The organism is Sulfuricurvum kujiense DSM 16994, assembly GCF_000183725.1.
Classification (GTDB): domain Bacteria; phylum Campylobacterota; class Campylobacteria; order Campylobacterales; family Sulfurimonadaceae; genus Sulfuricurvum; species Sulfuricurvum kujiense.
Genome location: NC_014762.1, coordinates 1,951,637 through 1,977,532 on the forward strand (window position 1 = coordinate 1,951,637; position 25,896 = coordinate 1,977,532).

At 43.1% G+C, this 25,896-nt stretch carries 21 protein-coding genes; 1 reads left to right on the forward strand and 20 read right to left on the reverse strand.

The window, feature by feature from the left end; translation table 11 throughout:
• The first annotated feature begins 98 nt into the window (after positions 1-98).
• Positions 99-890 (forward strand): tetratricopeptide repeat protein, encoded by a 792-nt coding sequence (locus SULKU_RS09765; RefSeq protein ID WP_013460797.1) that lies wholly within the window; start codon positions 99-101, stop codon positions 888-890.
• A 1-nt stretch (position 891) separates the two neighbouring features.
• On the opposite strand, the gene SULKU_RS09770 is transcribed toward SULKU_RS09765, so the two are convergent.
• The 20 genes from SULKU_RS09770 to SULKU_RS09865 all read right to left on the reverse strand — a co-directional run bounded on the left by SULKU_RS09770 (position 892) and on the right by SULKU_RS09865 (position 25,843).
• Positions 892-1,698: a hypothetical protein gene (locus SULKU_RS09770; protein WP_151174296.1), complete on the reverse strand. Its 807-nt coding sequence runs from the start codon at positions 1,696-1,698 to the stop codon at positions 892-894.
• Positions 1,699-1,709: 11 nt separating this feature from the next.
• Positions 1,710-1,961, reverse strand: coding sequence for a hypothetical protein (locus SULKU_RS09775; protein WP_013460799.1), 252 nt, complete (start codon positions 1,959-1,961; stop codon positions 1,710-1,712).
• Between the two features lie 31 nt (positions 1,962-1,992).
• Positions 1,993-2,583, reverse strand: coding sequence for a ParA family protein (locus tag SULKU_RS09780; protein ID WP_013460800.1), 591 nt, complete (start codon positions 2,581-2,583; stop codon positions 1,993-1,995).
• 181 nt (positions 2,584-2,764) lie between these two features.
• Complete coding sequence (locus SULKU_RS09785) at positions 2,765-3,004, reverse strand: hypothetical protein (RefSeq protein ID WP_013460801.1); 240 nt, start codon at positions 3,002-3,004, stop codon at positions 2,765-2,767.
• 121 nt (positions 3,005-3,125) lie between these two features.
• Complete coding sequence (locus SULKU_RS09790; protein ID WP_013460802.1) at positions 3,126-3,806, reverse strand: response regulator transcription factor; 681 nt, start codon at positions 3,804-3,806, stop codon at positions 3,126-3,128.
• Positions 3,807-3,817: 11 nt separating this feature from the next.
• The gene (locus tag SULKU_RS09795) at positions 3,818-5,251 is read right to left on the reverse strand and encodes an HD domain-containing phosphohydrolase (protein WP_013460803.1); all 1,434 of its coding nucleotides are present in this window, start codon (positions 5,249-5,251) and stop codon (positions 3,818-3,820) included.
• Entirely contained in the window at positions 5,248-7,764 is a 2,517-nt protein-coding gene (locus SULKU_RS09800; RefSeq protein ID WP_172633609.1) for a CHASE domain-containing protein, read from the reverse strand. Before SULKU_RS09800 ends, SULKU_RS09795 begins: the two co-directional genes overlap by 4 nt.
• 22 nt (positions 7,765-7,786) lie before the next feature.
• Complete coding sequence (locus SULKU_RS09805; protein WP_013460805.1) at positions 7,787-8,836, reverse strand: response regulator; 1,050 nt, start codon at positions 8,834-8,836, stop codon at positions 7,787-7,789.
• A gap of 76 nt (positions 8,837-8,912) precedes the next feature.
• On the reverse strand, positions 8,913-9,935 hold the full coding sequence (locus SULKU_RS09810) for a protein-glutamate methylesterase/protein-glutamine glutaminase (RefSeq protein ID WP_013460806.1): 1,023 nt from the start codon (positions 9,933-9,935) through the stop codon (positions 8,913-8,915).
• A gap of 11 nt (positions 9,936-9,946) precedes the next feature.
• The gene (locus SULKU_RS09815) at positions 9,947-10,417 is read right to left on the reverse strand and encodes a chemotaxis protein CheD (protein ID WP_013460807.1); all 471 of its coding nucleotides are present in this window, start codon (positions 10,415-10,417) and stop codon (positions 9,947-9,949) included.
• Complete coding sequence (locus SULKU_RS09820) at positions 10,418-11,227, reverse strand: sensor histidine kinase (RefSeq protein WP_013460808.1); 810 nt, start codon at positions 11,225-11,227, stop codon at positions 10,418-10,420.
• Between the two features lie 5 nt (positions 11,228-11,232).
• Positions 11,233-12,612, reverse strand: a complete 1,380-nt coding sequence (locus SULKU_RS14535; protein WP_013460809.1) for a PAS domain-containing protein — start codon at positions 12,610-12,612, stop codon at positions 11,233-11,235.
• Positions 12,613-12,622: 10 nt separating this feature from the next.
• Entirely contained in the window at positions 12,623-13,444 is an 822-nt protein-coding gene (locus SULKU_RS09830) for a CheR family methyltransferase (RefSeq protein ID WP_013460810.1), read from the reverse strand.
• Positions 13,437-15,548 (reverse strand): chemotaxis protein CheA, encoded by a 2,112-nt coding sequence (locus SULKU_RS09835; RefSeq protein ID WP_013460811.1) that lies wholly within the window; start codon positions 15,546-15,548, stop codon positions 13,437-13,439. Before SULKU_RS09835 ends, SULKU_RS09830 begins: the two co-directional genes overlap by 8 nt.
• Positions 15,541-15,804 carry a hypothetical protein gene (locus SULKU_RS09840; RefSeq protein ID WP_013460812.1) on the reverse strand — a complete coding sequence of 88 codons (264 nt, stop codon included), beginning with the start codon at positions 15,802-15,804 and terminating at the stop codon, positions 15,541-15,543. Before SULKU_RS09840 ends, SULKU_RS09835 begins: the two co-directional genes overlap by 8 nt.
• The gene (locus SULKU_RS09845; protein WP_013460813.1) at positions 15,805-17,451 is read right to left on the reverse strand and encodes a methyl-accepting chemotaxis protein; all 1,647 of its coding nucleotides are present in this window, start codon (positions 17,449-17,451) and stop codon (positions 15,805-15,807) included.
• A 1-nt stretch (position 17,452) separates the two neighbouring features.
• On the reverse strand, positions 17,453-17,944 hold the full coding sequence (locus tag SULKU_RS09850; protein WP_013460814.1) for a chemotaxis protein CheW: 492 nt from the start codon (positions 17,942-17,944) through the stop codon (positions 17,453-17,455).
• 2 nt (positions 17,945-17,946) lie between these two features.
• On the reverse strand, positions 17,947-18,333 hold the full coding sequence (locus tag SULKU_RS09855) for a response regulator (RefSeq protein ID WP_013460815.1): 387 nt from the start codon (positions 18,331-18,333) through the stop codon (positions 17,947-17,949).
• A gap of 99 nt (positions 18,334-18,432) precedes the next feature.
• Entirely contained in the window at positions 18,433-19,884 is a 1,452-nt protein-coding gene (locus SULKU_RS09860; protein WP_013460816.1) for a response regulator, read from the reverse strand.
• Between the two features lie 184 nt (positions 19,885-20,068).
• Positions 20,069-25,843: a protein kinase domain-containing protein gene (locus SULKU_RS09865; RefSeq protein ID WP_013460817.1), complete on the reverse strand. Its 5,775-nt coding sequence runs from the start codon at positions 25,841-25,843 to the stop codon at positions 20,069-20,071.
• Between the last annotated feature and the right edge of the window lie 53 nt (positions 25,844-25,896).

A 25,896-nucleotide genomic window follows, 5' to 3' on the forward strand; every position in this document is an offset into this window, starting at 1 on the left:
TTAAAATATGACCCCTTCTTTCTTCATTCTTTTTTACCTTGTGAATCATGATATATCTTTTGTATAATAGCTTAAGTAACAGAAATAAAGGATAGTACATGAAGACCTTATTCAAAGCTGTTTGTCTTGCAAGCTTGCTCTTAACTTCCTTGATAGCTGATGATCGGTTTGAAGAGGGTCGCCGATACTTTATACGGGGTATCGCAGCAATCGAAATGGCAAAATCGGATAAAGAACTTTCAGGAGCAGCTGAACAGTTTGCGAAAGCTACCGAAATCGCCCCTGAACTCTCTGCAGCATGGTACAATCTCGGATCGGTACAATCTAAACTTGGCCGTTACAAAGAGGCGATGTACAGTTACCAGCGTTATTTAGATCTTAATCCTAAAGCTGAAGATGCACCTAAAATCCGTGATGAAATCATTAAACTCGAATACCGCATGGAACAGGCGGCAAAGGTTACTTCCCTTGCAGGCACATGGATTGGACATAATGGTTGGGGTTATACACTTGAAATGTCCGGAAATCACCTAAAACTTACCGCGAATCGAAGTCCCGACGATGATGATGTTATTTCAACATATACTCTCGTCGGCAAAGTACCCGTATCCGCACAACTCACTGAAATATTCGATTTGGAAATATCGGGGGTAGATTTAAGCGGGAAATGGAGCCGAAACGGTTTTCAAGCGGACAAATGTACAATTCCTCCCGACGGCGGTGATGTAACGGGTGAAATATTCTATGATCAAAACAAAATTGTATTGCGCTACACACGCACAAAGTACTCCGCAGCAACTCAGGTCAGTGTCTTTGACGATTTTTGTATCAACGTCAAAGTCACTGACCGAAAAAGTATCGAAGATACTTTTGTCAAACAGACGAAATAGCCTACTTTTGTGAAGAACTGTCGATTTGTAACGCCAATTCCGAATAAATACGCGCTTTAGCAATGTTGTAGCGATTGGCTTGTCCGCTTTTCTCCAAGGAGACGATTTTTTGGTTCAGCTGTGCCATACGCGTGTTAATCGAAGAACGGTTTTGCGCCACTTTATTTTTATCATCTCCGCCCGGCTGTGACAACCCTACGAAACTTTTAGCCTGATCGACATAAGCGCTTGTCGAATCCAACGCATCGGAAATGCTCTGTGTCGTTGCCGACATCATCGCCGTTGATGAGGATATCTCATTTAGAGAGTCTTCGAGGGCACGGGCATCGCTGAGGAGTTTCGTATCGGCATATGCCGCCAATTTTGAGACATCCGCTGCATTGAGATTGGCCCGGTTGAGTTTGTCGAAACCGGCTAAAAATGTATCCGAACTGTTTTTATACCGGTTCAATGCGCTTGCCGCTCCGCCGAGATTTAAGAGCGTTTTAGAAATCAACTTCGTCGTATTGGATACCTCACCCGCATACGGTACCGGCAAATACCGAACAACATTGCTGATATAGACACTCGATTTGATCATATCCGAATAGTTATCGACCGTCCCTTTCATCACATTGATAAACAACTCAAACGACGCAATGTTCTTTTTATCCTCGCGTAGCAATTTAGCCACTTTTTCAAGATGATCATACCCGTAACTATTTAATTGTGCTGCATTCATGCACGCTTTTTGCGGACTAGGTGCTGGCTGTTGTGCACATCCTCCCAACATCAGCAATACTGCTGCCGCTACCACCGTTCGTTTCATCACCGCACCTATCATATCATCCCCATCTCTTTGAGCGCCCGCCGTATCGCCCCCGCGATCGATTCGCCCGTGCGTGCCGTATGCTCGTCGAGTTTGGCTTTTTCACCCTTGGTCAGCGTCAAAAATACTTTTTCGCTCTGTTTGATTTCATCGGTTTTTTTAGGACGTCCGCCAGGATGTTTGGCCGTTTGAATCTCTTTATGGGTTGAGAGCTCACGCTGAGTGACCCGTGCAGCAAATTTGTTCCCTTTGACCTCTTCCACTTTAACCACCTTTTATAGATTTTGAAACCGATTAGATATTTTCGTATTCCCGGATTTTGGCATGCAGATCATTGATCAACTGTGCCCCTTTTTTATAGGCATACGCTTTGATCCCCCCCTGCTTTGAGAGCTCGCCGATTGATCGGTTTTCATTGATCGCCGTTTGAAGAGCCACGCTCATCGGAATCGGAAACATTTCGACCTCAAATCCGAGCGTATCTTCGAAGACGAATTTTGCATCACCGATATCGTTCTCTTTTTGGCTCATGTTTGGCACCATCAAAATCGGTTTGTTTGCCGATGCGACCCGTACGAGGGTATCGACTGTCCCTTGTATCGTCTCCAACGTCGGTATAAAAGGGATGATAATCAGATCCGAATAACCGATCGCCTGATCGAGTTTGATATCATCGAATCCCCCGAAATCAAATATTGTTTCCTTTTTCGGCTTCTCGATATTTTTTTGCTGTATATCGATCCGTTCGACACTTTCGGGAAGACGGTCTGAAAGGGAACCGTACGGATCGATTTCAAATCCGCAAAACCCGAATCCGGTAATCAATTGATGGGCAATCATCGATTTACCCACTCCCCCTTTAAAATTGACAATGGTAATATTCATCAAATTCCTTATAATTTATAACTGTAATATACAGTATTTTATCAGTTATAAATAGGTAAAGTCAAGTTTAATACAGTAAAAAACTATTTTTTTGATGTATCTATTGTGCAATGTTTTGAAGTGAACTAAAAATTATCAATAAGTATCGAGAAAGAGCGGCAAATCAAGAATAAAAAAGGGATCAAACAAAGATAAAATCCTTTTTATACAGTAAATGCTCGCTCGTTTGCTTAAACGCTTCCATTTTTTCAAGGACGTCAGTAAGGGGGATTTTGCTCATTGCGCTGATCTTTTGGCACAGAAGTATCTCGTAGTTGCTCATTTTCGCACGAAAGACGATGATCATCTGCTGCGTGGAAATTTGTTTCAGCCGTTGAAGTACCTCTTCTTCATTCAACCATTCATTGTTATCATTTAACATTTTGAAACCTTTTATGATGAACTTGCACCATTTTATCAATTGCAAATCTAACAATTCAAGATATTAAATAAAATTATATATTTATGTGATAAAAGATAAAAATCCGGGATTATAAAAAGTTTTATGTCAGCATGTATCCGACTTTAGCCAGATTGCGCAGGTTACCATCGTCACGCAATTTTTTACGGATTCGAAGGATGAGATTTTTCAATGCCCCGTCCGACATCTCTTCTTCCAAAACATTCGAAAATGTTTCATACGTGACGACTTGACCTCTGTGTGCGAGCAAAAGTTCCATCGCATTGATCTCATTTTTTGTCAAAACCGATATTTCTCCCTCAGCATGAATAAAAGCTTTGGCAAAATAATCATACGATACCGAGTCATTGATTTTTGCAATCAACATCCCCTGTGACTTAAGACGGTCAACGGCCAGATACAAGACTTTAATCAGGGCATTAAACTCAATCGGCTTATGCATATACTCTATCAAATTCAGTTTGCAGGCTTCCAATAGATCCTGAGTCGCAATCGATCCCGATACGATCACAATAGGGACTTTATCGTTACTTTTTCGTATCGTTTTCGCAACATCGATCCCGCTGACCGATCCCATATGAATGTCCAATATGACAATATCGATACGGTTATTCTCATAGACCGATAAAGCTTCCGTACCGTCGGTAACCGAAAAGACGTGTCCTACGACAAGCTGAAGAGTTTTTGTGGTTATTTCCCGCAGCTCGAAATCATCTTCTGCGTACAGAACCGAAAGATTCTTAAACTCATTGAATTTAGACATCCATTGCCTTTTTAATCTTGATATTTAGCGGCTACTTCTTTAAAACGATCTATATTTTCCATAAACATATCAACCAAATCCGGATCAAAATGTCTCCCCCGTTCATTCAGGACAAACTCGATAATTTTTTCCATCGGCCATGCTTTTTTATAAACACGTTCACAGCTTAGGGCATCAAATACATCTGCCAATGCGGTAATACGCCCGTAAATATGGATATCACTTCCGCTCAAGGCATTAGGATAACCGCTTCCGTCCCATTTTTCATGGTGTTCACGCGCAATGATAGCGGCGGCTTTCAAAAGGGGACGGGAAGAATTTTTTAAGATATCATACCCTATTGTGCTGTGTGTTTTCATTACATCGTATTCTTCCGGTTCAAGTTTTCCGGGCTTAAGCAAAATAGCATCCGAAATACCGATTTTACCGATATCGTGCATCGGTGAAGCACTGTAGAGAAGACGATTTTCCTCATCTTCGAGTCCGTAAAGTTCTCCCAATATTTTTGCATATTTGGCGACACGGCGGACATGATTTCCGGTTTCATGGGATCTCGTCTCCCCTACTTCACCCAATAATGAGAGCATTTCATGTTGTGTCTGCCAAATCTCTTCATTGAGATCAAACAGTTCCGTGACGTCATGGCTGGTACTGATATAATCAATGATCTCTCCATGCTCATCCAAAATCGGTTTGACCGTCGTATCGGTTATATAATATTCACCGTTTTTTTTGAGATTTTTGATCGTCCCTTTCCACGACTGTTTATTTCGTATCGTTTTCCAAAGATTATCGTAAAATTCACTTCCCATGTCAGGGTGTCGAAGAACTTTATGACCTTTCTCGATGATTTCATCTAGTTCATACCCGCTGGTCTTACAAAACAACTCATTCGCATAAACAATATTACCTTCCAAATCGGTTTGAACGACGATACTAGAGAGATCAACAACCTCTTGGTATTGTTCCAATAACGTTGTTTGGTGTACTAAATCATTTTTGATTTTAGCATTGAATCGCGCTACTTTACGTTCATTGTAAATATTTTTAACCACTTCATGAAGAATCTGTATGATCTGCTCGGTCTGAATGGGTTTGAGTAAAAACTGAGCTACACCCAGATTGATCAACTCCAGCAAATAGCTGCTCTCTTCGCAGGCTGATGTAACAATAAATCGTTGAGACGAGTTGATCTCTTTCATTTTCCGGATCATGTTGACACCGTTCATTTCCGGCATCAAAATATCGGTAATAACGATATCGAACACTCTTTCTTGATAGTGTTCCATCCCTTCACGTCCGTTTGATGCTATTTTGACATACGGGAAAATCGTCTCCAATAGCAGCTTTGTATTATCCCGTATTAACGGTTCGTCTTCAACGTAGAGAACATTCATCCCTTCTGCACATTCTGAAACTTGCTGTACCATCTCTTTAAACGTCATTCTGTTTCCCTGCACGGTAGTTTTACCGTAAATGTAGTTGAATTTCCTTCGCTTGAAACCTCGATCAAACCGCCGCAATGTTCCTCAATAATTATCCTGCTCATATACAGCCCGAGTCCGGTACCGTACCCGTCATATTTAGTTGTAAAATAGGGGCTGAAGAGTTTGTGTATTATCTCTTTTGGAATCCCTCCCGCATTATCACAAACATCAATGACACAGTATTGATCCTCAGGCTGGACACTGATCGTAATCTCCCCTCCGATTATTTTGTTTTCCACAAAGGCATCAAGAGAATTTTTAAGTAATACGATCAACACCTGAAGCACTTCATTACGATAGGTGAAAAGGGTTAAATTTTGCATATTGGCTGTCTCAATATGTATCGAATGATTTTTCAGTGTATGATCGATAAGGTTCAGAGCGTGATTAATCAAAGAAACGGCATTAAAATGTTCTTTAGGTTTATCGGGTCGGAAGAAATCCCGGTAGTCTGAAATCGTTTGAGAAAGATGAGAACTCTGCTGCTCTATTTTCACTAAATTGTCCACAAACTCATCATCTTCACTACCATTCATGATCGCTTTAAATCGCATTTGGGTAGTGATCGCATTGATAATTGCCAGAGGTTGTCGCCATTGATGGGCAATCATGGAGATCATCTCCCCCATCTGTGCCTGACGTCCGTGCATCGTCAACAATTTTTCTTCTTCCACTTTGCGGGTAATATCACGGGAGATCATGACCAATTTATTCTCATCGTTTGTTCCAAATCGTGAAAAAGAGAACTCAACAATTTTAATAACATTGGGATTCTTATGAAGACGCAGCGTGCATCGTGCAGAGGTAGATTCGCCGTTATAAGCATTGCTAATATGATGATGAAGAGGGTAATCTTGACATTCAATCTCATACGCCGTATCAAAAATCGATTCCCCGATCAATGACTCTTTCGTCGTATCAAATAATCGAAGTGCTACATCGTTGCAATCGACAATACGGTTTTCATTCAAAATAACAATGGACTCTTCGATCGAAGCGAATACCGTTCGGTAAAACGCTTCGCTCTCCTGCAACTGCACTTGAGTCCGTCTCACCTGTGTAATATCTTCTCCCGAACTCAGGATACCGATCATATGTCCATCATCGTCTTTTAACAAACGGTTCCGCCAGGCAATAAGACGCTCCTCACCCTCTTTGGTGACAATCGGATTTTCGTAATATTCGAACCCACTATAATAAATTACACTGTTTGCGACGGCTTTCAACTCTTCACGCATCCGTTCGGGGATAAACAGCTCCATAAAGTTTTTACCGATTGCCTCTTTGGCACTATAGCCGATTATCTCACAGCCTCGACGGTTTATAACCTGTATTGTAAACTCGGTATCCAGCACCAACACCATTACTTCAACGATATCAAGGTAATTTTGAGCAATCTCTTTTTCATGTTCAAGAGCTTCTGTTTTTATTTTGAGTAACGAACGTTTCTTCAAAAGTTCAACGATAACATAGAGCATAACCAAGTACATAATCAAACCGACAAGGGCAAAAAGTATAGGGTATTGACTGCTATGACGTTTATCAAACGACGGAGAACTCGAATAGTAAATATGCCATTCCCGTCCTCCTATTTTAACTACACGTTCGGTATGATAATCCGACTGATAATTTTGAAAATCGGGGGATTTGTAAAGGAGATTCAACTCTTTTCGCGCACCATCGTAGATCTCGATACGCATCATATCTTTATGGGTAAAATTTGCATTCATGAAATCACCCATCCGAAAGGGAGCATAAATATACCCGATCAAAGATCGACGGCGTTCTTCTACCGTACCCGCGTCCTCCCCTTCCGCATAATAAGGGAGATACATCAAAAATCCGGACTGGACATTCTTATCGATTTCCTGAAGAAGGGTGACCTTTCCCGACAAAGCCGCTTTTCCACTATCTCTGGAGCGCTCCATCGCCTCGCGCCGCACAGGTTCTGAGAACATGTCATAGCCGATCGCGGCTTGGTTTCGTTTATCAAGCGGTTCCAGATAAAGTATAGTCGTATAGAAATTTCGCTTTCCCTTAGGATTTATTTCAAAGGAAGGATACCCTTCTCGATGCATTTTATTTTCAATAGTTTGCACGGCATCCGGCGAAACGACCGTCGAATACCCCATTCCCTGCATTCCGGGATAATACTGTTTCAAGTCGATCGCTTGGACATAGCGATGCCAATCGGTTCGAGAAACATCGTCACTTGCCTGAAAAAAACCGACTCCGCTTTGAAGTGCATTCTTATATTTCATAAGACTATGTTCAAGAGTATAAATATCCTCATTTACATGATGTTCAAAACGCATCTGTGACTGATGATAAAAAAAACGTTCCGAAAAAAACCAAACACCGTAAATCAATGCGATTGAAAGCATCAAACCGATCAGGGAGAGGAAGCGGCTGTGAATAAACTCTTTTGCGTCAAGCATCTCGTAAAAAAGTTTTTTGAACCGGTATTTCATATTTATCACTGCAATACGGGGATCAAAAGAAATCCATATCGCCGCCGTCATCGGCTAGATCAGGGCGGATCAAACCGATTATCTGCTGGATGCTCAAGGATGTCGGCTGATGAATATGGTGAATATTTTTCATCGCCATACTCTCAACAGCAAAGCGTTTGACATAGAGACTCAAATCGATACAAATCGCATCGAATAACGAAAGTATCTGATCGGGCTTTGCCTCGAGTTTCGCCAATAAATCTTGTTCCTGTGCGATAACGTCGGAAAGCTCATCGAGACTTTTAGCCAACGGATCCAGAAAAGGGGTATAGTGAAACAAGATGTTTGAAAGTTTGCCGACATCATCCCGAACCGTCTGAATATGACGGATATCTTTGTCCACAACGTAGCGTGAAAGCTGATCGGGAATTTCTCCTAATAAATCGGTCATCTCCTCGCAATCATCACCTAGAAACACCACTTTTTCGTTCTCATTCTCTTCATCTTTCGCAAAGTATTCTTCGAGCATTTGCGACCGCTCATCTGGATTATTTTGCGCATACAGTTTCCCCATCTGCGAATTTTTGATCTCGACGGTACGTAAATGGGCCAGCAGTTTTTCAACAATGTGTTTGTATTTGATTCGTTCTTGATTCAGTTCTTCAAAAAGTTCGGCATTGACATTTTGGGCGGATGCATCACGACATACCGGATAAATGATTCGTATCATCTCTTCAAGATTGATAGGTTTTAGCAAAAAAGTGCTTACCCCTCGACGCATCATATCGATCAATATTTCAGGTTCATCGTGAGCGGAAATAGCAATAATTTTTTGTTCGGGATTGATTTCTCGAATTTGGGAAATCATCTCGATTCCATTTAGACGGGGCATATTGATATCCGTGATAACAATATCATACGTTTCGTGATTGTACTTTTCTATCCCATCTTGACCGTTACCCGCCGTATCCACTTTGGCAAATAAAAGCTTGAAAATCTCCGTAGTTTCTGTTCTGACTTGATCATTATCCTCAACATACAATACGGAAAGTTGCTTTGAATAGTTTTGTACATCTTTGATCGTTATCATCTGTGTCCTCCAACCCCGTCCGTCATTTGATTAGCAATATGATAGACATTTAAAGTCATAAAACAATCACACCAATCTATAATAGTTCCAAAATCCCTTTGGCGATATTTTGCAACGGAAGCTGTCTTTCCACCGCACCGATATCGTATGCCACTTTCGGCATACCATAAACTATACAGCTCGCCTCATCCTGACCTATTGTTCGGGAACCCGCATTACGCATGGCCAACAGCCCGCGGGCGCCGTCTCCCCCCATTCCCGTCAAAATAACACCGATTGCATTCACCCCGGCAATTTTAGCCACAGAGTTAAACAATACATCGGCTGAGGGTCGGTGTCCGGATACTTTTTCACCGCTGCCGATTTCAACATAGTAGCGGGCGCCGGAACGGCGAACGACCATGTGATAATCTCCCGGAGCGATGAGTGCGACTCCCGGAGTAATAGAGTCACCGTTGCGTGCTTCGCGCACTTCCATGGCACATAACCCGTTCAACCTCTCAGCAAACGGACCGGTAAAGTTCGAGGGCATATGCTGTACGATAATAGTTCCCGGTGCATTACGCGGCAATCCCATCAGCACGTCTTTGAGCGCTTCGGTACCTCCGGTTGAGGCACCTATAGCCAAAATTTTGTTTGTGGTTTCAGCCAATGAAGTAGTATTGGCTTGTTGAATACTTTCGAGGGCACGCTGCCGAACACGGACGCGCGATGCCATTTTAATTTTGCTTAACAGTTCTTCCCGCATCGTCTCCACACCGTCATAAATGTGCGAATGGGGTTTCCCGACGAAATCGACTGCACCCGCTTCGAGCGCTTCAAGCGTCGTACGGGCACCGTTTTGGGTTAGAGAAGAGACCATCACGACCGGAACCGGCATATAGTGCATCAGCCTCTTTAAAAAAGTGATGCCGTCCATCCGTGGCATTTCCACATCCAAACATACTACATCGGGTTTTAGCTCAACGATTTTATCACGTGCTACATATGCATCTGAAGCGGTTGCTACCACCTCGATAGCTGGATCACTTTCCAAAATTTCACGCAGAACGGCACGTGCTGTTGCACTGTCATCGACGATCAATACCCGTATTGCCATTCGAGTTCTCCTTACAATTCACTGCGGGTAGCATATTTCATTAACACTTTCCCCCGTTCGAGATTAAACTGGATTTTTCGACCGCTTTGTCCTCCGATATCTTCGGCAACAATCGGTATCCGATACTCATTTAATATTTCATGGGCAACCAGTACGTTTTTTTCACCGATCATCATGGCTTCAGAACCGCTGATTCTCATCGATGCTCCGCCAAAAATCTTTGCTTCGAGCGTTTTAGGAGTCGATCCCTTCGCCATCATCAGCTCAATCATCTTCGGTATCGAGATATTTCCGAACTTCGGTGATTGTAAGCCGTTTCCGTTCCAAAACGGCAACAGATAATGATTCATACCGCCGATGCCGAGCTTACTGTCATACAGACAGACCGCGACACAGGAACCTAATACCGTCGAAATAGCTTGCGGTGCCTGATCGACATGAATCTGCCCGACATGGATAAAAATAGATGATCCGTGTATCATTTAAAGTTCAATAGCATCATCAAATGATTCAAATAAAAACTCGTTTGATCCGCATGCTTCAGAATCGGCTTGTACCGCTTGTTCCGGTATCGTTACCGTAAAAGTCACACTGGTTTCATCGGTTTCATAGTCTATTTTTCCGTCTATCAATCCGCACAACTCTCGTGCAATGCTTAACCCAAGTCCTAAACCGTGCGATCCCTCCATCCCCTCGGCAAATCGGGTAAATACCTGCGCTTTGTATTTTACATTCGGGCCATGCCCCCGGTTTTTTACGGTAACAATAATTTCAGAGCCTTTTTGAACGATATTAATATTGACAATAGCGTCCGGATCGCCGTAATCGCAGGCATTGGCGATAATATTTTTTAGAATCAAATAGAGCTTTTTCGGATCGGTGACGATTTTTTCTTTTAACGAACTCTCAACGATGACTGAAATATTTTTACGCTTCAGCTTATATTTAAACTCCTCAAGAGCCTCTTCAACGAGTTTTTCAGGATTGACCGACGCATGAGTGACATCCATCATTCCGCTTTCTATTTCGGAAGCGGCCACTAGATTCTGGATACGCGATTCCAAAAGAAGCGCTTCATCGTGTGCCAGTTCAAAAATTTCCTCACGAGGGTCACCTGCCGGAGGTGTCAAATGAGGAATCATCCCTAAAAGTGCCGTCATAGGATTATTGAGTTCACTCGCTATTAAAGATAAAAAACGCGATTTAACTTTTTCACTTTCCATAAGCTGTTTGTTCAACTCAAGGATTTTCCGGCTTAAAAATGCAAATTCTTCATTCTCTTGTTCATTCATTGTCTCTACTCATCCATTGTTTTTATAATTTCCGATTCGGTTCTAAACTGTTTTAACAACGTGCCGATCCCGCCGGCTTCACCCATCAAATTTTGATTTTCTACATGGAAATTGTGCCCCATTTTTTGCATTACAATAATCTCTTCGGACGTTTTTCCGATCAATCCCTTAAGCTGCGAAAAAATACCGCCGAAACCGACTTTCTCATCATTATTGCTAGCTGCTTCAATAATCCCGTACACTTGTATATAGCCTAAATACATCACCTGCCGTTCAAGCTGATCGAGATAGGTGCTGCTCTCTTTTATAAAACAATCCATTTTCAGCTGCAAAGCGATCAGTTTCTCATTATACATAGAGACCAGATTGATCAAAAAACTGATGTTCTCTTTCAGCTCCGATGAAACAGATTGAACATGACATTGCAATGTCTCAAATAAAAAATAGCTCACCGCTTCAATCTGAATATTCAATGCTGAAACCGTAAAAATGAGTTCATTAAGAGTATCGGTCAGTGATTGGACTAACGTATGGATATGTCCGATCAATGTATCGTTCTCTTTGGCATTGACACGAACATCGCTGGCAAGAACCCCGAATGTTTCCCCGCCGTTAGCTACTTTATAGGAAGCTACCGATGCGTTAAGTGACAGGAAAACGATATCGCGGGCAAGATGACGAAGTTCCTGTCCTTTTTCATCAAAGACGATTTTGACTTGCTTGTACATATCGACCTTCTCAAACCACCGTTCATATCGGTGCATTAAAACTTGACTGTATTCCAGCAAAAGCTTTAATTTTGTACCGAGCTGCGTATGAATCTCAGGACATACTTTTGAATTTTGATCAATGTCGGCAAGAATTTTTTTGTGTTCTCCGAGTTCAGACAAAAGTGCATCCGACATAAAATCGTCATAGCTGTTGTACCCGAGTTCTGCTAAAAGACCCATCAGCATAGGTTCGCTGGATTCCATCCCACCGCTCGCTTCGGCCATTAAAAGCTTGAAATAAAGCTCACGCACAGCAGCAAATATTTGAGAATTTGGTTTTATCCGTATCGAAATGAATCTGTCGTTAAGCGGAAAAACAGCGGCCAAAACCCAATAATACTCACCTGTTTTAGCCTGATTTTTGACATATGCGACAACCGGCTTGTCATTGTTGATATGATCCCACAACACTTTAAATACGACTCGCGGCATATCGGGATGGCGGATAATATTATGGTACTGTCCGATCAGTTCCTCTTTTTTGTAGCCGCTGATACGGACAAAAACTTCATTTCCCGTAAGGATCGTACTCGTACGATCGGTTATCGAGAAAAAAAGTTCGTCGTTTTCGAATTTAGCCTCTTTGCTTTCGCCAGCAGGGCTTCGATTTTCCACTTTTAATCCCTTATAGTCGTTGATAGATTGAAGAACCCAAAAGTTTCAGACTCTCACGATGGGTCGTAAGCGATTCGGAGCTTCCCAGAAACAGAGGAGCCCCTTTCGGAAGAAGCGTCGTAAAACGCCCTATCAAGTCATGACGGGTAACGTCATCAAAATAGATCATTACATTTCGGCAGAATATCATATCAAACCTGTTTTTGAAAAAAAACGGATCGGTCACCAGATTGTATTTACGAAACAGAATTTTCTCTCTTAACGATGAACGGATTTGATACCGCCCCTCCTCTGTTTTTTTTGCCTCAAAGGATCGGGCAATGATCTCTTTAGACAATCCCTCTACCGCTTTGGGATCGTAGGCACCTTTCATTGCATGGGTAAGCACTTTCGACGAGATATCGGTTGCTAAAATCTTGATGTCCCATCTCTCAAAATCGCTCAAATGGTGCTGTAAAAACATCAGTATCGTATAAGGTTCTTCCCCGCTGGAACATCCGGCCGACCAGATACGGATTTTTTTTTCCTTTTTAGAAGCGATAAATGCTGGCAAATAGCTCTCCAACCACTTCCATTGGGCCCCTTCGCGAAAAAAAGAGGTGACATTAGTTGAAATCGCACTGACGAAGAATGAGAGTTCTTCACCGCTTACATCGGATACCAGATAATCATAATAATCCCGAAACGATTTTAACCCCAGATGATTGAGTCTCTTATTCAGCCGCCCTTTAACCAACGTGGTCTTTTGATCCGATAAAGATATTCCGACTTTTTCATAAATATACTTGCGAAACAGAGCAAATTCTTCAGGACGAAGCTCAATTTCAAGCATGTGTTCCCTCAATTACCGGACGAAGCGCATCAACGTTCAGAATTAATGCAATGTCCCCGCTTCCTAAAATCGCTCCGCCGGATATCTCTTTGAGTTTCGCCAAAGATTTTCCGAGCGGTTTGATAACAACCTGTTGACGCCCTACCAGTTCATCGACCATGATAGCAATGCGGCCTGCTTCGGTCTCCACACATACCAAAATTCCATCCCACGGCTCAATCCGCTCAGTCGTAGGTAGATTAAATACATCGCTAAGACGGATAATCGGAAGATGCTGTCCGCGCAACGATACAAATTCCCCTTTTTCTTTGAGAGCATGGACGATCTCCTGTTCCGGCCGGAACGACTCAACCACACTCAGGGTAGGGATAATGTAAATTTCACCCGCCGCTTCAACCAGCATACCGTCAATAATGGCAAGTGTCAGAGGCAACACCATCGAAAAGGTTGTCCCCTCCCCCTCTTGCGATTCAATCTCTATTTTCCCTCGCAGCTTTTCAATCGACGTTTTCACGACGTCCAATCCGACACCGCGACCGGAGAGATCACTGATCGCATCGGCGGTTGAGAATCCGGGCTGCATAATCAATCCGAAGATTTGAGAATCGGTGAGATTTTCATCCCCTGTAATAATTCCCCGTTCAATCGCTTTTTGCAATACTTTCTCTTTGTTGATTCCACGACCGTCATCGCTGACACTGATGACGATACTGCCGCTTTTATGGTAGGCACGCAAGGTAATATTCCCTTCCGTTTTTTTGCCCGCTTTCAGCCGTTCCTCACCGTCGGCTTCAAGCCCGTGGTCGATAGCGTTACGGATAATATGGATCAACGGGTCTGAGAGGCTGTCAATCATCGTTTTATCGATCTCGGTCTCTTCTCCCAAGACATTGAGATGAAGTTCTTTCCCCGTCTTTTTGGAGGTATCGCGGACTACACGTTTCATCTTATCAAACGTATCACGAATAGCGACCATCCGCAAACTCATAACGCGATCTTGTATCCGTTTGGTGATTTTCGATAGAGTCTCAATCGTTCGGCTGATCGATTCATCTTCGATCAAACGTATTTTCTCATTTTGAGCGATAAAGTTTTGGGCAATAACCAATTCTCCGACCGAATCGAAAAGTTCATCGAGTTTGAAAGTATCGATTCGGATCGTCGATTTGGCCGCCGCATTCAACGTTGACGTATCCATCCCAGCCGAAGAGGTTTTTGAAGCCGTTTTCGGTGTATCCGCTACGGTTTCAATAGGAGCCGTAACGGTTTCAGGCACACTGTTTTCAGCTGCGTTTTCGATCACACGTATCGAATACTCATGATCAAATAAGAACTCAAAATTCTCTTCAATTTCTGAAATGGATTGAGTTGTTAAAAGGATAATTCCCATTTTAGGCAAATAGTTCTCTTCACACGAGAAATTTTCCATTACCGGAACCGACTCAAAATTGAAAACACTCTCAATCAAGACCGCTTTTTCGGCAAGAAGTCCGATAAAAATCTGATGATCGAACCCCCGTTTGTAGCTATCCGGATCCAGAGTCAATTCGATACGATAGATATGCATCCCCTCTTGTTGGGAAAGACGCATCATCTCAATCGACTGAGTTATCATATTCTCATACTGATCAGGACATTCCAATCCGAATTCCGCTGCAAGATCGGCAAATGCAGAAACAGGCTCCGCCGGAGCACTGCTCTGAACCGATCCTCCTTTTTTAGATGCGATCAGTACTTTAATCCCCTCTAAGCACTGTTCATAGTCCTCAGGCAGATCAGGGAGTGCATCAAGTTCGCATACCATCACCTCTTTGATTACATCGACACTGTTGACAATCAATTCGAGATGAATGATCTCGATCTCCTCTTTTGTACTGCGATAATAGTCTAGAACATCCTCAAAATGGTGGACAAATTCACCTAAACGGGTAAATCCGAAGGCATTGGCATTCCCTTTGAGGGTATGTACCCCTCGAAATATTTCGTTTAGGAGATCAAAATCGGTAGAGTTTTCTTCAAAGCGGAGAATGTCGACATCGAGTTTTTCGATAATCTCTCCCGCCTCTTCGATAAAAATGGCTTTGACTTGTTCTTGTTTAGTCATGACATATCCAATGAATGGTTCCATACGCCGGTGAAACGGTGGACCCTTTTTCTAAAAAAGGGATGATGAGTTCACGGCGTGTTTTTTTTAAGCTCGCTAAAAGAGCCAGAAGAGCACTGCTTTTTAAAATCCCCCCATCTTCTATCTCAATACGATCGATATAGTCGATACGGGGACGGACGAACGCTTCAAATTCTTTAATCTCTTCCATACTCATCGATAAATCGATGGTGAGAGCGTCTCCGTCGAATTCCATTTAAAACTCTTTCAGATCGTTCTCAGAGAGCGGAAACACTTCATCGGCTTTCGGAGTCGCTTTGCTTTTCAATGCAGGCGGCGCTTTACGCGGTGCCGGAGCTTGCGCTTTCATCTCGATATGGTGAAGATTCATCTTTTTGATACTGTGTGCCGCGGGGGCGTCGCTCTCCATCCCTACCATTTTCGCTAAGATTCGTACGGTCTCCATCATGGAGGTCGCCTGTGCGTTCAGCTCTTCTGCCGCTGCCGCCGCCTCTTCGGAGTTTGCCGCAACTTGTTGGGTTACTTGGTCGACTTGCCCCATTGCCTGATTGATCTGCGTCATCCCCTCTGCCTGCTCTTTTCCGGCGATAGCGATTTCTCCGATCAGGTCGGATACTTTTTTACTTTGTTCGACGATCTCTTGGAATGAGGTATGGGTCGCAAGGGCGATTTGGTTCCCCTCTTTGATCTGACCGACTACCTCTTCGATGATATCGGAGGTCTCTTTGGCAGCCGATGCCGCGCGTTGAGCCAAATTACGGACTTCGTCCGCAACTACCGCAAACCCTAAACCGTGCTCACCGGCGCGTGCCGCTTCGACAGCCGCATTGAGTGCCAAAAGGTTGGTTTGGAAAGCGATCTGATCGATCGTTTTGATAATACCTGAAATCTTAGCCGCCGATTCGGTGATCGCGTGCATCGAATGGGAAAGCTGCTCACCCTTCTCGTATCCCGCTTTTGCCGAATCGTTCGCGTTTCTTGCCAGAATATCGGCTTGGCGTGCGTTATCGGTATTTTGGGTATTGATCGCGGTGGACTCTTCGAGTGTCGCGCTGACTTCTTCGACACTGCTTGCCTGCTCGCTCGCACCCTGGGCCAATGACGATGACGACGATGCAACCTGATCCGATGCCGACGTGATCTGCATCGCTCCGTCACGAATCGACGTAACGCTCGCGGTGATTGAACGGGTGATTGAACGGATCAATGCCCATGCTAAAAGAATCGCAAAAAGAATCGAAAGAACCGCAACAATCATAAACATCTGTTTGTACGATGATGAGTTCTCTTTTGCTTCCGCATTAGTCTTAGCGATGACGTCTTTATTAATGTCATACACATTTTGCAAATGTTCGGCAGAAGCTTTACGTTCTGCTCGAATTACATCCAGTTGCTCGGTCATTTTATTAAATAAAAGTTCAATTTGGGCAGGATCATCGGTTTTTGCTAAAATACCTACAACTTCTTTGTGAAATTGTTCGCTATGTTTGCGCCATGATTCATAAGTAGGTTTAAATTCTTGCCACTCTTTTGCTTCTTCCGGAGTTTGAGGAAGCGGCTCGTAAATCACCATACCTTTATCAATACGTTCAAATGCCTCTTGCATCTCCTCAGAAGCATTCTGCATCTTCTCTTTCAATTTAGGATCACCTTTTAGACCACGGACACGGTTTTGCTGAATAGCAATCATCTGTGTGCCATTGCGGATTGTCCCGACACTGACCAACGAAGGCACACGGACGTCCCCGATTTCAATAATATCAGCTTCCCATCCGGCAGTTGCTTTAAATCCCATAACTCCTAAAAGGATCATCGCAACAACCATTACTCCGGTAAGCAATGCTAACTTTGTTTGTAATACCATATTTTCTAACCAATTCATCTCATTCTCCTGTTTGGGGTTTTTGAATTTGTTCTAAACTAACGAGTTCATCCGCTTCAAAAAGCTTTAAAACATCCAAAATCATCACGACGTTCTCTTCCATCTGCGCCATCGAGCAGATAAAATCGGTATCGATGTTGTTGCCGAATCTCGGCGGTTCGCTTAAGGCAGTGCTGTCAATGCTTGCCACCTCTTCGACACGGTCGACGATAAAACCGACATTGACCTTATCCACTTCGACAATGACGATTGCGGTGTGCATATCCTCATCCTTCGTCTCCATCCCGAAACGGAGGCGTGTATCCACAACAGGGATGATCGAGCCGCGCAGATTGATCACCCCTCTCATGTACTCGGGAGTTTTTGGAACATTCGTTACTTTCATAATCGCGATGATCTCTTTGATCCGATCGATCGCAATCCCGTACTGCTCTTCTCCCAAAAAGAACGTCAGATACCGTTCCCTCCGGGACTGTAGTGTGTTTTGTTCCATATTTAGACCCCCAGTACCATTTTGATCGATTTAACCAGTTTCTCATCATTAAACGGTTTGACCATCCATCCGGTTACTCCGATCTCTTTTCCCGTCATTTTCATTGATTCCGAGCTCTCAGTCGTGAGTACGATGATCGGCTTCGTCTTATAGCGTTCATCGGTTTTGATCGCCCTAGCCAAATCCAATCCGTTCATTTCAGGCATATTGACATCACTGATCAATAAATCAAAATTCTCCGCTCCGCTTTGCAATGCACCTAAAAGTTCCAACGGGTTCAAATACGATTTAAATTCTATTACGCCGCTCCCGATCAAGCCATCCAATGCCAACTCTGCTGTCGCAATAACCGCTCTGGAATCATCAACAATAATTACTCTTTTTGCCACTTTAATTTTCTCCTTATACATAGTTGTTAAAAAATCTTTCTACATAATTGTATGAATAATTATGCAGAAAGAATGATTTTTACAGTTTCAACATGCCGTTTAAAAAAACTCCATATCGTTATCGTCATCCGTCTCAATCTCTTTGTTTCCGACAATCTGCTCTATCTGCATGCACGAGCTGAAAAAAGAGCTGTCCAGATAGTGAATATCCGCTGCATCCTGCAATGAAAATATGTGTTCCCTCCATGATGTGAGATCGCTTCCCAAATGTTCAGTCAACATAACTAACATTTTGAGTTTTGAACTATCGGCGATGATTTCATCCGCATGCTCTTTCATAAACGTCCCTAAAGATGAGAGCGCGTAAGCCAGTGCGGTAAACTCAAATAAATTATTCATAGCACGGACATAAACACCCAATACGCCATCGGCGAATTGACGGATATTTTCGTGACTCGGTTCCGATTCGAGTATATTAAGCTTCTCTATCCATTCCTCATCCAGACCTTCCAAATCACGGATCTCGTCAAGAACATCTCCGCCGATCTCACGGACATAATCCACGGCACTCGTTTTCTCGACAAAACTCTGACGGAGAAGCCCCTGTTCATTCTCATCGATCGTACGAACCTCTTTTTCAATAACAGGCTCTACCACCGGGGCAACCGCTATGATGGGTTCCGCAATTGTTTGCGGTTCAGGAAGTGCCGCCTCTTTTTTCGGTTCCGAAATTTTTTCGATCACCTTCGCCCGGGAGAGAGGTTTTACAGTTGAAGCCGCCCCTTTGTTATGCAAACGGACACAGGCTAAATTTTGGCGAATGATGCAGTTTGACTGCAAGTCATCCGCCAGCTCCTGAGCCTTCGGTTTGAGTACAATCGGATTAGCCAACTTCATCGTAACAAATATCTCTTCGAAACTCTCTTCAATAATGATGCTCACCTGCTTTTCTTCTCGAATTCCCTGACGCATCAGCTCATAAAAAAGCTCTATCATCGGATCTACTTTTGACGAAGTGCCGGATCGGCGCTCTTCGCATCGTGAAAGGACCCATACCCCGAAATCCATCATCCCTTCGGCATCGCTGATATCAAAGATGGTTTTAAAATGGCGAACGTCGGGACAAAAAGGGTTCAACGCCTCTTTGGTAGAGAGTTTCGCGTGGATTCCGTCTTTGGAGCGCAAAAAGGCACCGAAGCTTTGCAATTTGTATCGAATCAGCTCTTTATCGATCGGTTTGTGGACATACGCAGCAACCCCGATAGAAGCCATATTGGCTTCCATATGCGGATCGATGACGGCGGTAACGATGATAATCACCGTTTCGGGAAAACGGGCTTTGATTACTTTGGATGCTTCAAATCCGTCAAGATTTGGCATCATGACATCCATCAGGATAATATGGGGATGCCATGTTTCACACACCGTGATCGCATCGACACCGTCAACCGCTTCTTTAAGATCAAAGCCTTCCATTTTCCGGCAAATAGCGTTGAGGACCAAACGGTTATCTTCAATATCATCAACGATCAAAAGTCTTAAATTTTCCATTTTTCACCGTCTATCGTAGATTTAAACTGTGTATTCTGTCTCAAAATATTAGAAAGTGTAATATTAAAAAGTCACAGAAAAATCACAGCAAGATATTTCCGTACACATTCTGAATAAAAACGGACAAATAACAGCTTAATGAAAATATTTTTCATTATATAGAATAAATTATAATATTTTTTTATTATATTTGGCAATGAAGAGGGAAGCGCAGGGTAAACTTAACCCCCTCATCAATGTTTTCAACACTTATGGAGCCGTGGCAGTGCTCCTCAATAATGGTTTTTGACATGTACAGTCCCAGTCCTGTTCCATTCTCACTTTTACTTGAGGTATAGGGGGAAAAAATCGTATCAATAAATCCCGAATCGATCCCTCCGGCATTGTCTTCAACGGTGATAATCACATCTCCCTCGCGCTGATCGGTATGGATAACGATCAGGGGATTTTTTATCTTTTTCTCTTCAAAAGCGTCTTGGGCATTTTTAATAAGGTTCAGCATTACCTGTATCAGCTCATTTTCATACGTCCGATATTCAGCGTCATTCACATTATTGACCTCAACGTTAATATTCTTATTCATCAACGTATGTTCAACCAGTTCAAGCGTTTTGGACACGATAACAGAGCTCTTGGTCATTGCTGTTTGCTTATCGGGTTTGAAAAAATCTTTAAAATCGGTAATCGTCCGGGAGAGGTGCTGAACCTGAACTTCCATTTCATCAAAACTTTTAGTGATCTCGTCAAGAGTTGAGCGTTCGAGCATAATATTGATTTTTTGACGGCTCATCAGTGCACTCATAATTGCTAACGGCTGACGCCATTGATGGGCGATCATACTCAACATTTCTCCCATCTGTGCCTGACGTGTTTGCATCAAAAACAGCCTGTCTTTCATATTTCTCTCGGTAACATCGTCTTGTATCGTTACAAAATTGATAATTTCATCCTGTGTGTTAAAAATCGGAAAAATCGTGGATGCACAATCGCGTAACTCACCGCTTTTCATCCGATTAATAATCGTTCCCCGCCAAAAAGAGCGTTTTTCCGTAATTGTCGTCCATACATCTTGATAAAACGACTCAGGATGAAGCCCCGAATTAAAAATATTCATTCTCTGGCCGATCAACTCATGGCTGAAATAGCCGGTCAGTTTGAGCGTATGATTGTTGACGTATTCAATAACACCCTGCGGATCGGTAATGATCGTCGAGAGCGGCGTTTGATTAACAACCTGCGATAAACGGCCGATCATCTCTTCGGAGCGTTTGGATGCGGTAATATCCTGAATCGTACCGGAAAATTTCTGACGGTCATCTTCCCAGTAGACTTCCGCACGCTGATGGACGATCCGGATATTTCCTTTTGCCGTCAGTATCCGATGGATCACATCGTAATATCGTTCGCCGCTGAATGCTTTTTCTTTTGCATCCTGAACCAGTGCAACATCATCGGGATGCAGGTGGGCAAAAAACCATTCGCCGTTGATTGGAATCGAAAACGGTTCCAACTCATAAATACGATAGGTTTCGGCAGACCAGACAACCTCATCGGTTACACTGTCGTACTGCCAGCTTCCCACATGAGAAATCTGCTGTGCTTTATTGAGCTTCTCTTCATTACTTTTCAACGTTTCATACAACATAGTATTTTTATAGATAATCACGGCTTGGGTCAACAATAATCGAAGGGTTTGAAGGGTATCAGTATTGAGCGGGGTAGAAACTTCTTTATTTTCGAGATACAGAACTCCTCGGACGCTCCCGTCTATCAAAGTCGGGATCGCAATGGAAGATGCCGGATTGTTTTTGAGAAAATAGTCATCATATTGAAACTTTCCGCTCTCAGAGGGGCTGTTTTGGATCACTTTATGACGGGTCTCGATTGCATGATTGATTAAATGAAACGGAATAAAATCGGTTTCACTCAGTTTTATACGATACAGATCGATTTTTCCGTTTTCCAACGAAAAACCCGCACTGGTATAAAACATCTCCTCTTCTTTGAGGATCAATACCGCTTTGCTCGCCGTCGCATTTTCCAAAATTGTCTGCATTAACGTCTCTAAAAGCTCATTTTTCTCCATACTTTGGGAGAGTGCATAAAATGATTTTAGGAGACTGCGATAGTTTGTAGGCTCAGCACGCAACAATGAACTGTTCGAAGAGTGATCTATTGTTTCGGTTGATCGTGAGTCATTTAAATGCATTTTTGCCTTGAGCCGCTCTGCCGCCCGGTATGCACCCCATTGATTTAATGCTACGGCGGCTTCGCTAAAATAAAAACGGCTCAGATCATCAAAGCGTTTTTCCTTCCAAAAACGGCCTGCACTCAATGCACTGACCGCGACGCTAAAGGGATTGTTATTTTTACGTGCTTCATTTAACGCTTCATCATAGAGTTTGGCAACATCCCAATACTGATTTACTTCGCTAGCCCTTTTTGCACGAAACAGAGCTTTCCAAAACTTAAACTCTTTGGGCGAAGAAGCGGCGTAGCCATCACAAAGCTTCAAATCTTCTGCCAGCCAAGACTCCTCTTCGGCAGACAACGGAGTTTTTTTCCCAAGCAGCAGCAATGCGCGTAGCGGATGAAGCCTCATTTTGGGGAACATGATGACTTCGTTCGCTTCACTGCGAATAAATCGGTGCAAATATTTCAGCCCTTTGTCGATTTCCCCCTCGATCCAGCATGTCTGAGCTTTAATGATCCCGTACCATGCCAATGCGGGATAAAACTTCTCTTCTTCCCACAGTGTGATTGCCGCCGCTTCCGTTTCTGACGTATCATCTTCTCTCTCCTGCCACATATGGACGGTTGAGCGGAGAACCTCAAAAATAGCAATCATTTTCTGATCACCCGAATTTAAGAGAAACTGGCTCTCTTTATCTATATTTACCCGAAGCGATTCAAGCGATTTTCCACTGAGATACTCGCTAAAATGCATCAAAAAGTTTGCCCATGTTCCGAAAACAATATCACCGTTCACCTTGCTTTGATGGAGGCTCTTTTGATACAGCGGAATGTTTCGTTCTAGCGGTTTCATATAGGGGCTGATAAAATTGGCCATAAAATTATGGACTTTCGGAAGCATCTTCTCATCTTCAAATCGATGGTTGAGTTTCAATGCCGCCGCACCGAATCTGTACGCCTCTTTATAACTGTGTTCGCTCACCATCTGGGCACCGTAAAGAACGTATCCGAAAGCTGAACCGCTGGAGTTTCCAAAACGAAACGAGACTTCAATGATACTAAGATAAGCCCACTGCATCAGAGGAATATCGGCTAAATAGTATGCGGCTTCCCAATACTCGACCAGTATGGAAATAATCCGCTTTTTGGAAACATTCTTGAGTTTCGGAAGCGCTTTTATCGCTTCCGTTTCCTGAGAAGCACGATGATTGAGAATAAAGGTTCTAAGACCTAAAACCCGTTCTTCTATCTCTTTACGTTCTCGGGGGGCACCCAACCCAAGTTCCTGCAGGAGTCTGTTTCCGAAATCGATCAACTCCGCAAACCCTCCCCCTTTCGTCACACACAGATCTTTAAAAAGGGTAAAACAGACTAAGCGTTCTTGAAGCGTATTAGTCTGAACCATCAATGTTTCAAGCGCATTCTGTGCTTCTTCATGCAATGCATTCAGATAATAGACTTTGACTTTCAATACTTTCAAATCAAATGTATCGGAGTGTTTTAATTCTTCGAGCATCTGGCATAGTCCGCTTTCTTGCATCCATCTCAAATGTTCCAGGGCTACCGGATATGAACCGCTTAGTATCATCTCCTTTAGGGCTTTGAGATTTAAATGGAGCGAACGCTTATCCCATTTTCCGGGGATAACTCCACGACTGAGATGCATAACGACACCGATAACATCATGATAATGTCCGCTCCTATAGGCCCGTTCCAAAAATTCACCGATAGTACGGTCTATCTCTTCTCGCTGCGATGAAGGGATAGATGCAATAATATGATGCTGTATCACATCGTGTACAAACTGATAGTATCCGCCGAATAGCTCAATAAACCCTTTAGTTTCAAGCAACTCCATCATCGAATCGGGGGATTTCTGCATTTTCATCATTCGGCGCGTCAGATTCGTTTCAAAACGGTTCCCCAACACTGCCAAATAGCGTAAATAGTTCTGTTCTTCGATTGTAAGTTTTGTAAACTTATCGGTGATTAATCCGGCAATATTGATACTGGCACCGTAAGTTCGAATCTTTTCGATTTGAAAATGCCATCTTCCTTTCTCATAGGTAATCTCTTTGGCGTCAATTAAGTTATAAAGAAGTGTCTTAATATAAAACGGATTACCGTCCGTTTTTTTAAAGACAATGTCTGACAAAGCATCTACCTGCCGCCCTTCGCTCCCCAATATTGTATGAAATATACGGCGTACATCTGGTTTCGTGAGCACAACAAGGTCAAAGATAAATAAACTCGGAGATCGGTTCACGCGAACTTTTTGGACAAATGACCATGCACCCGGATTGGATTCTATCTCACTGTCACGGTAGCTGAAAATAAAATGGAGGTTGGGAATATCCATCTGAAAAATCGTTCGATAGATCAAATCCAGTGATGCGGTGTCCGCCCATTGAAGATCATCCATAAAAATGACCAATGGAGATGTATCGCTTGATAGCTGGCTTAAAAGCTGTTGGAATGCGTACGGAAGCTGATGATGTATCTCTTCTCCCGATGAAGCGTACGAAATATGTTTATGCATCAACATTTCGCTGAGTTCCGGGAAATAATATCCCAGCGTATGTGCACTTCGGGCATCCAGATGAAAAGGCTTATTGGCGTGAATATGTCGTTTCCAGACGATTTTAAGCTGAACAAAAAGCTGTTTAATGCTCAAATACGGGTGGGATGAACGGTACTGTTCGAATTTTCCCCGGAGAATGCGGCTGCCTCCGGTACTCATTAACGTTAAAAACTCTTCGATAAAACGGGTCTTCCCTACACCGGGCATACCGGACACGACCAAACGAACCGGCTTATGCAAAGCCGCTTTATTCGCCGCATCTTTCAAGAGCTCTATCTCCATCTCTCTTCCGAACAGCTGATCGCCGAAGCGGATAGAGGGCTGATCGCGACTCCCTATTTCAAACAGAGGGATTTGATCGGATGAGTTAAGCGTTTGAAGGGCGAATTTGAGATCATAAATCAGTGCTTCGTCACTTTGGTAGCGTTCGTCGGCCTTTTTCGCTGTAAGACGATTGATGATTAACGAGAGGAGTGACGGAAAATTTTCAATGTATTGTTCAATCGGTTCAGGACGAAGGGCGATTTGCTTATGGATCAACTCATAACGGTCTTTTGCTTCATAAGGAAAGCGTCCGGAAAAAAGGTGATAAAGACTCATTCCCAAGCTGTACAAATCACTTCGTGAATCAATACGCTGTTTGGTCCTCCCCGTCTGCTCCGGTGACATATACATCAGATTCCCGGACGTTCCGACATCAGAATCACTGTTGTAGCGGAAATGATTGTCGATCACCGAGTATCCGAAATCGATAATCTGAAGCTCTTTCGTTTCCATATTGTAGATGATGTTTTTAGGATTGACATCGGCATGAATGATATGCTTCTTATGAATCGTTCGAAGCGCTTCGGCAATTTTAATGGCGATATTCAACCCTTCCGAAATCGAAAAACGACGTTCTTGCAGCAACGAATAAAGAGAACTGCCGCCGATATCTTCAAATACGTGAAAATACTCTGAGGGCAGTGCGACAATCTCGACCAATTTAACGATATTAGGAGATTTTAGAGAGGAAAGAATCTGCTGCTCATTCATAAACTGAGATACTCTCTGCTCCGTTATCTCACCCGGTTTGAGCATTTTAACAATCACCTTGCGTTCGTCGTTCGTACGGCTTGCACGATAAACGACCGTCGAAAGATTTTCATGCAGCGTATCGATAATATGATAGTGGCGACTAAACACTAATGTTTCCTTCTTAAAACAAAAAAATATTTTTTATAAAACTTTATTCATAA

Bases quoted from the DNA above. Each gene is read 5' to 3' on its own strand.
- SULKU_RS09765 (WP_013460797.1), top strand. From the start codon at position 99: ATGAAGACCTTATTCAAAGCTGTTTGTCTTGCAAGCTTGCTCTTAACT.
- SULKU_RS09770 (WP_151174296.1), bottom strand. From the start codon at position 1,698: ATGAAACGAACGGTGGTAGCGGCAGCAGTATTGCTGATGTTGGGAGGA.
- SULKU_RS09780 (WP_013460800.1), bottom strand. From the start codon at position 2,583: ATGAATATTACCATTGTCAATTTTAAAGGGGGAGTGGGTAAATCGATG.
- SULKU_RS09785 (WP_013460801.1), bottom strand. From the start codon at position 3,004: ATGTTAAATGATAACAATGAATGGTTGAATGAAGAAGAGGTACTTCAA.
- SULKU_RS09790 (WP_013460802.1), bottom strand. From the start codon at position 3,806: ATGTCTAAATTCAATGAGTTTAAGAATCTTTCGGTTCTGTACGCAGAA.
- SULKU_RS09795 (WP_013460803.1), bottom strand. From the start codon at position 5,251: ATGACGTTTAAAGAGATGGTACAGCAAGTTTCAGAATGTGCAGAAGGG.
- SULKU_RS09800 (WP_172633609.1), bottom strand. From the start codon at position 7,764: ATGAAATACCGGTTCAAAAAACTTTTTTACGAGATGCTTGACGCAAAA.
- SULKU_RS09805 (WP_013460805.1), bottom strand. From the start codon at position 8,836: ATGATAACGATCAAAGATGTACAAAACTATTCAAAGCAACTTTCCGTA.
- SULKU_RS09810 (WP_013460806.1), bottom strand. From the start codon at position 9,935: ATGGCAATACGGGTATTGATCGTCGATGACAGTGCAACAGCACGTGCC.
- SULKU_RS09815 (WP_013460807.1), bottom strand. From the start codon at position 10,417: ATGATACACGGATCATCTATTTTTATCCATGTCGGGCAGATTCATGTC.
- SULKU_RS09820 (WP_013460808.1), bottom strand. From the start codon at position 11,227: ATGAATGAACAAGAGAATGAAGAATTTGCATTTTTAAGCCGGAAAATC.
- SULKU_RS09830 (WP_013460810.1), bottom strand. From the start codon at position 13,444: ATGCTTGAAATTGAGCTTCGTCCTGAAGAATTTGCTCTGTTTCGCAAG.
- SULKU_RS09835 (WP_013460811.1), bottom strand. From the start codon at position 15,548: ATGACTAAACAAGAACAAGTCAAAGCCATTTTTATCGAAGAGGCGGGA.
- SULKU_RS09840 (WP_013460812.1), bottom strand. From the start codon at position 15,804: ATGGAATTCGACGGAGACGCTCTCACCATCGATTTATCGATGAGTATG.
- SULKU_RS09845 (WP_013460813.1), bottom strand. From the start codon at position 17,451: ATGAATTGGTTAGAAAATATGGTATTACAAACAAAGTTAGCATTGCTT.
- SULKU_RS09850 (WP_013460814.1), bottom strand. From the start codon at position 17,944: ATGGAACAAAACACACTACAGTCCCGGAGGGAACGGTATCTGACGTTC.
- SULKU_RS09860 (WP_013460816.1), bottom strand. From the start codon at position 19,884: ATGGAAAATTTAAGACTTTTGATCGTTGATGATATTGAAGATAACCGT.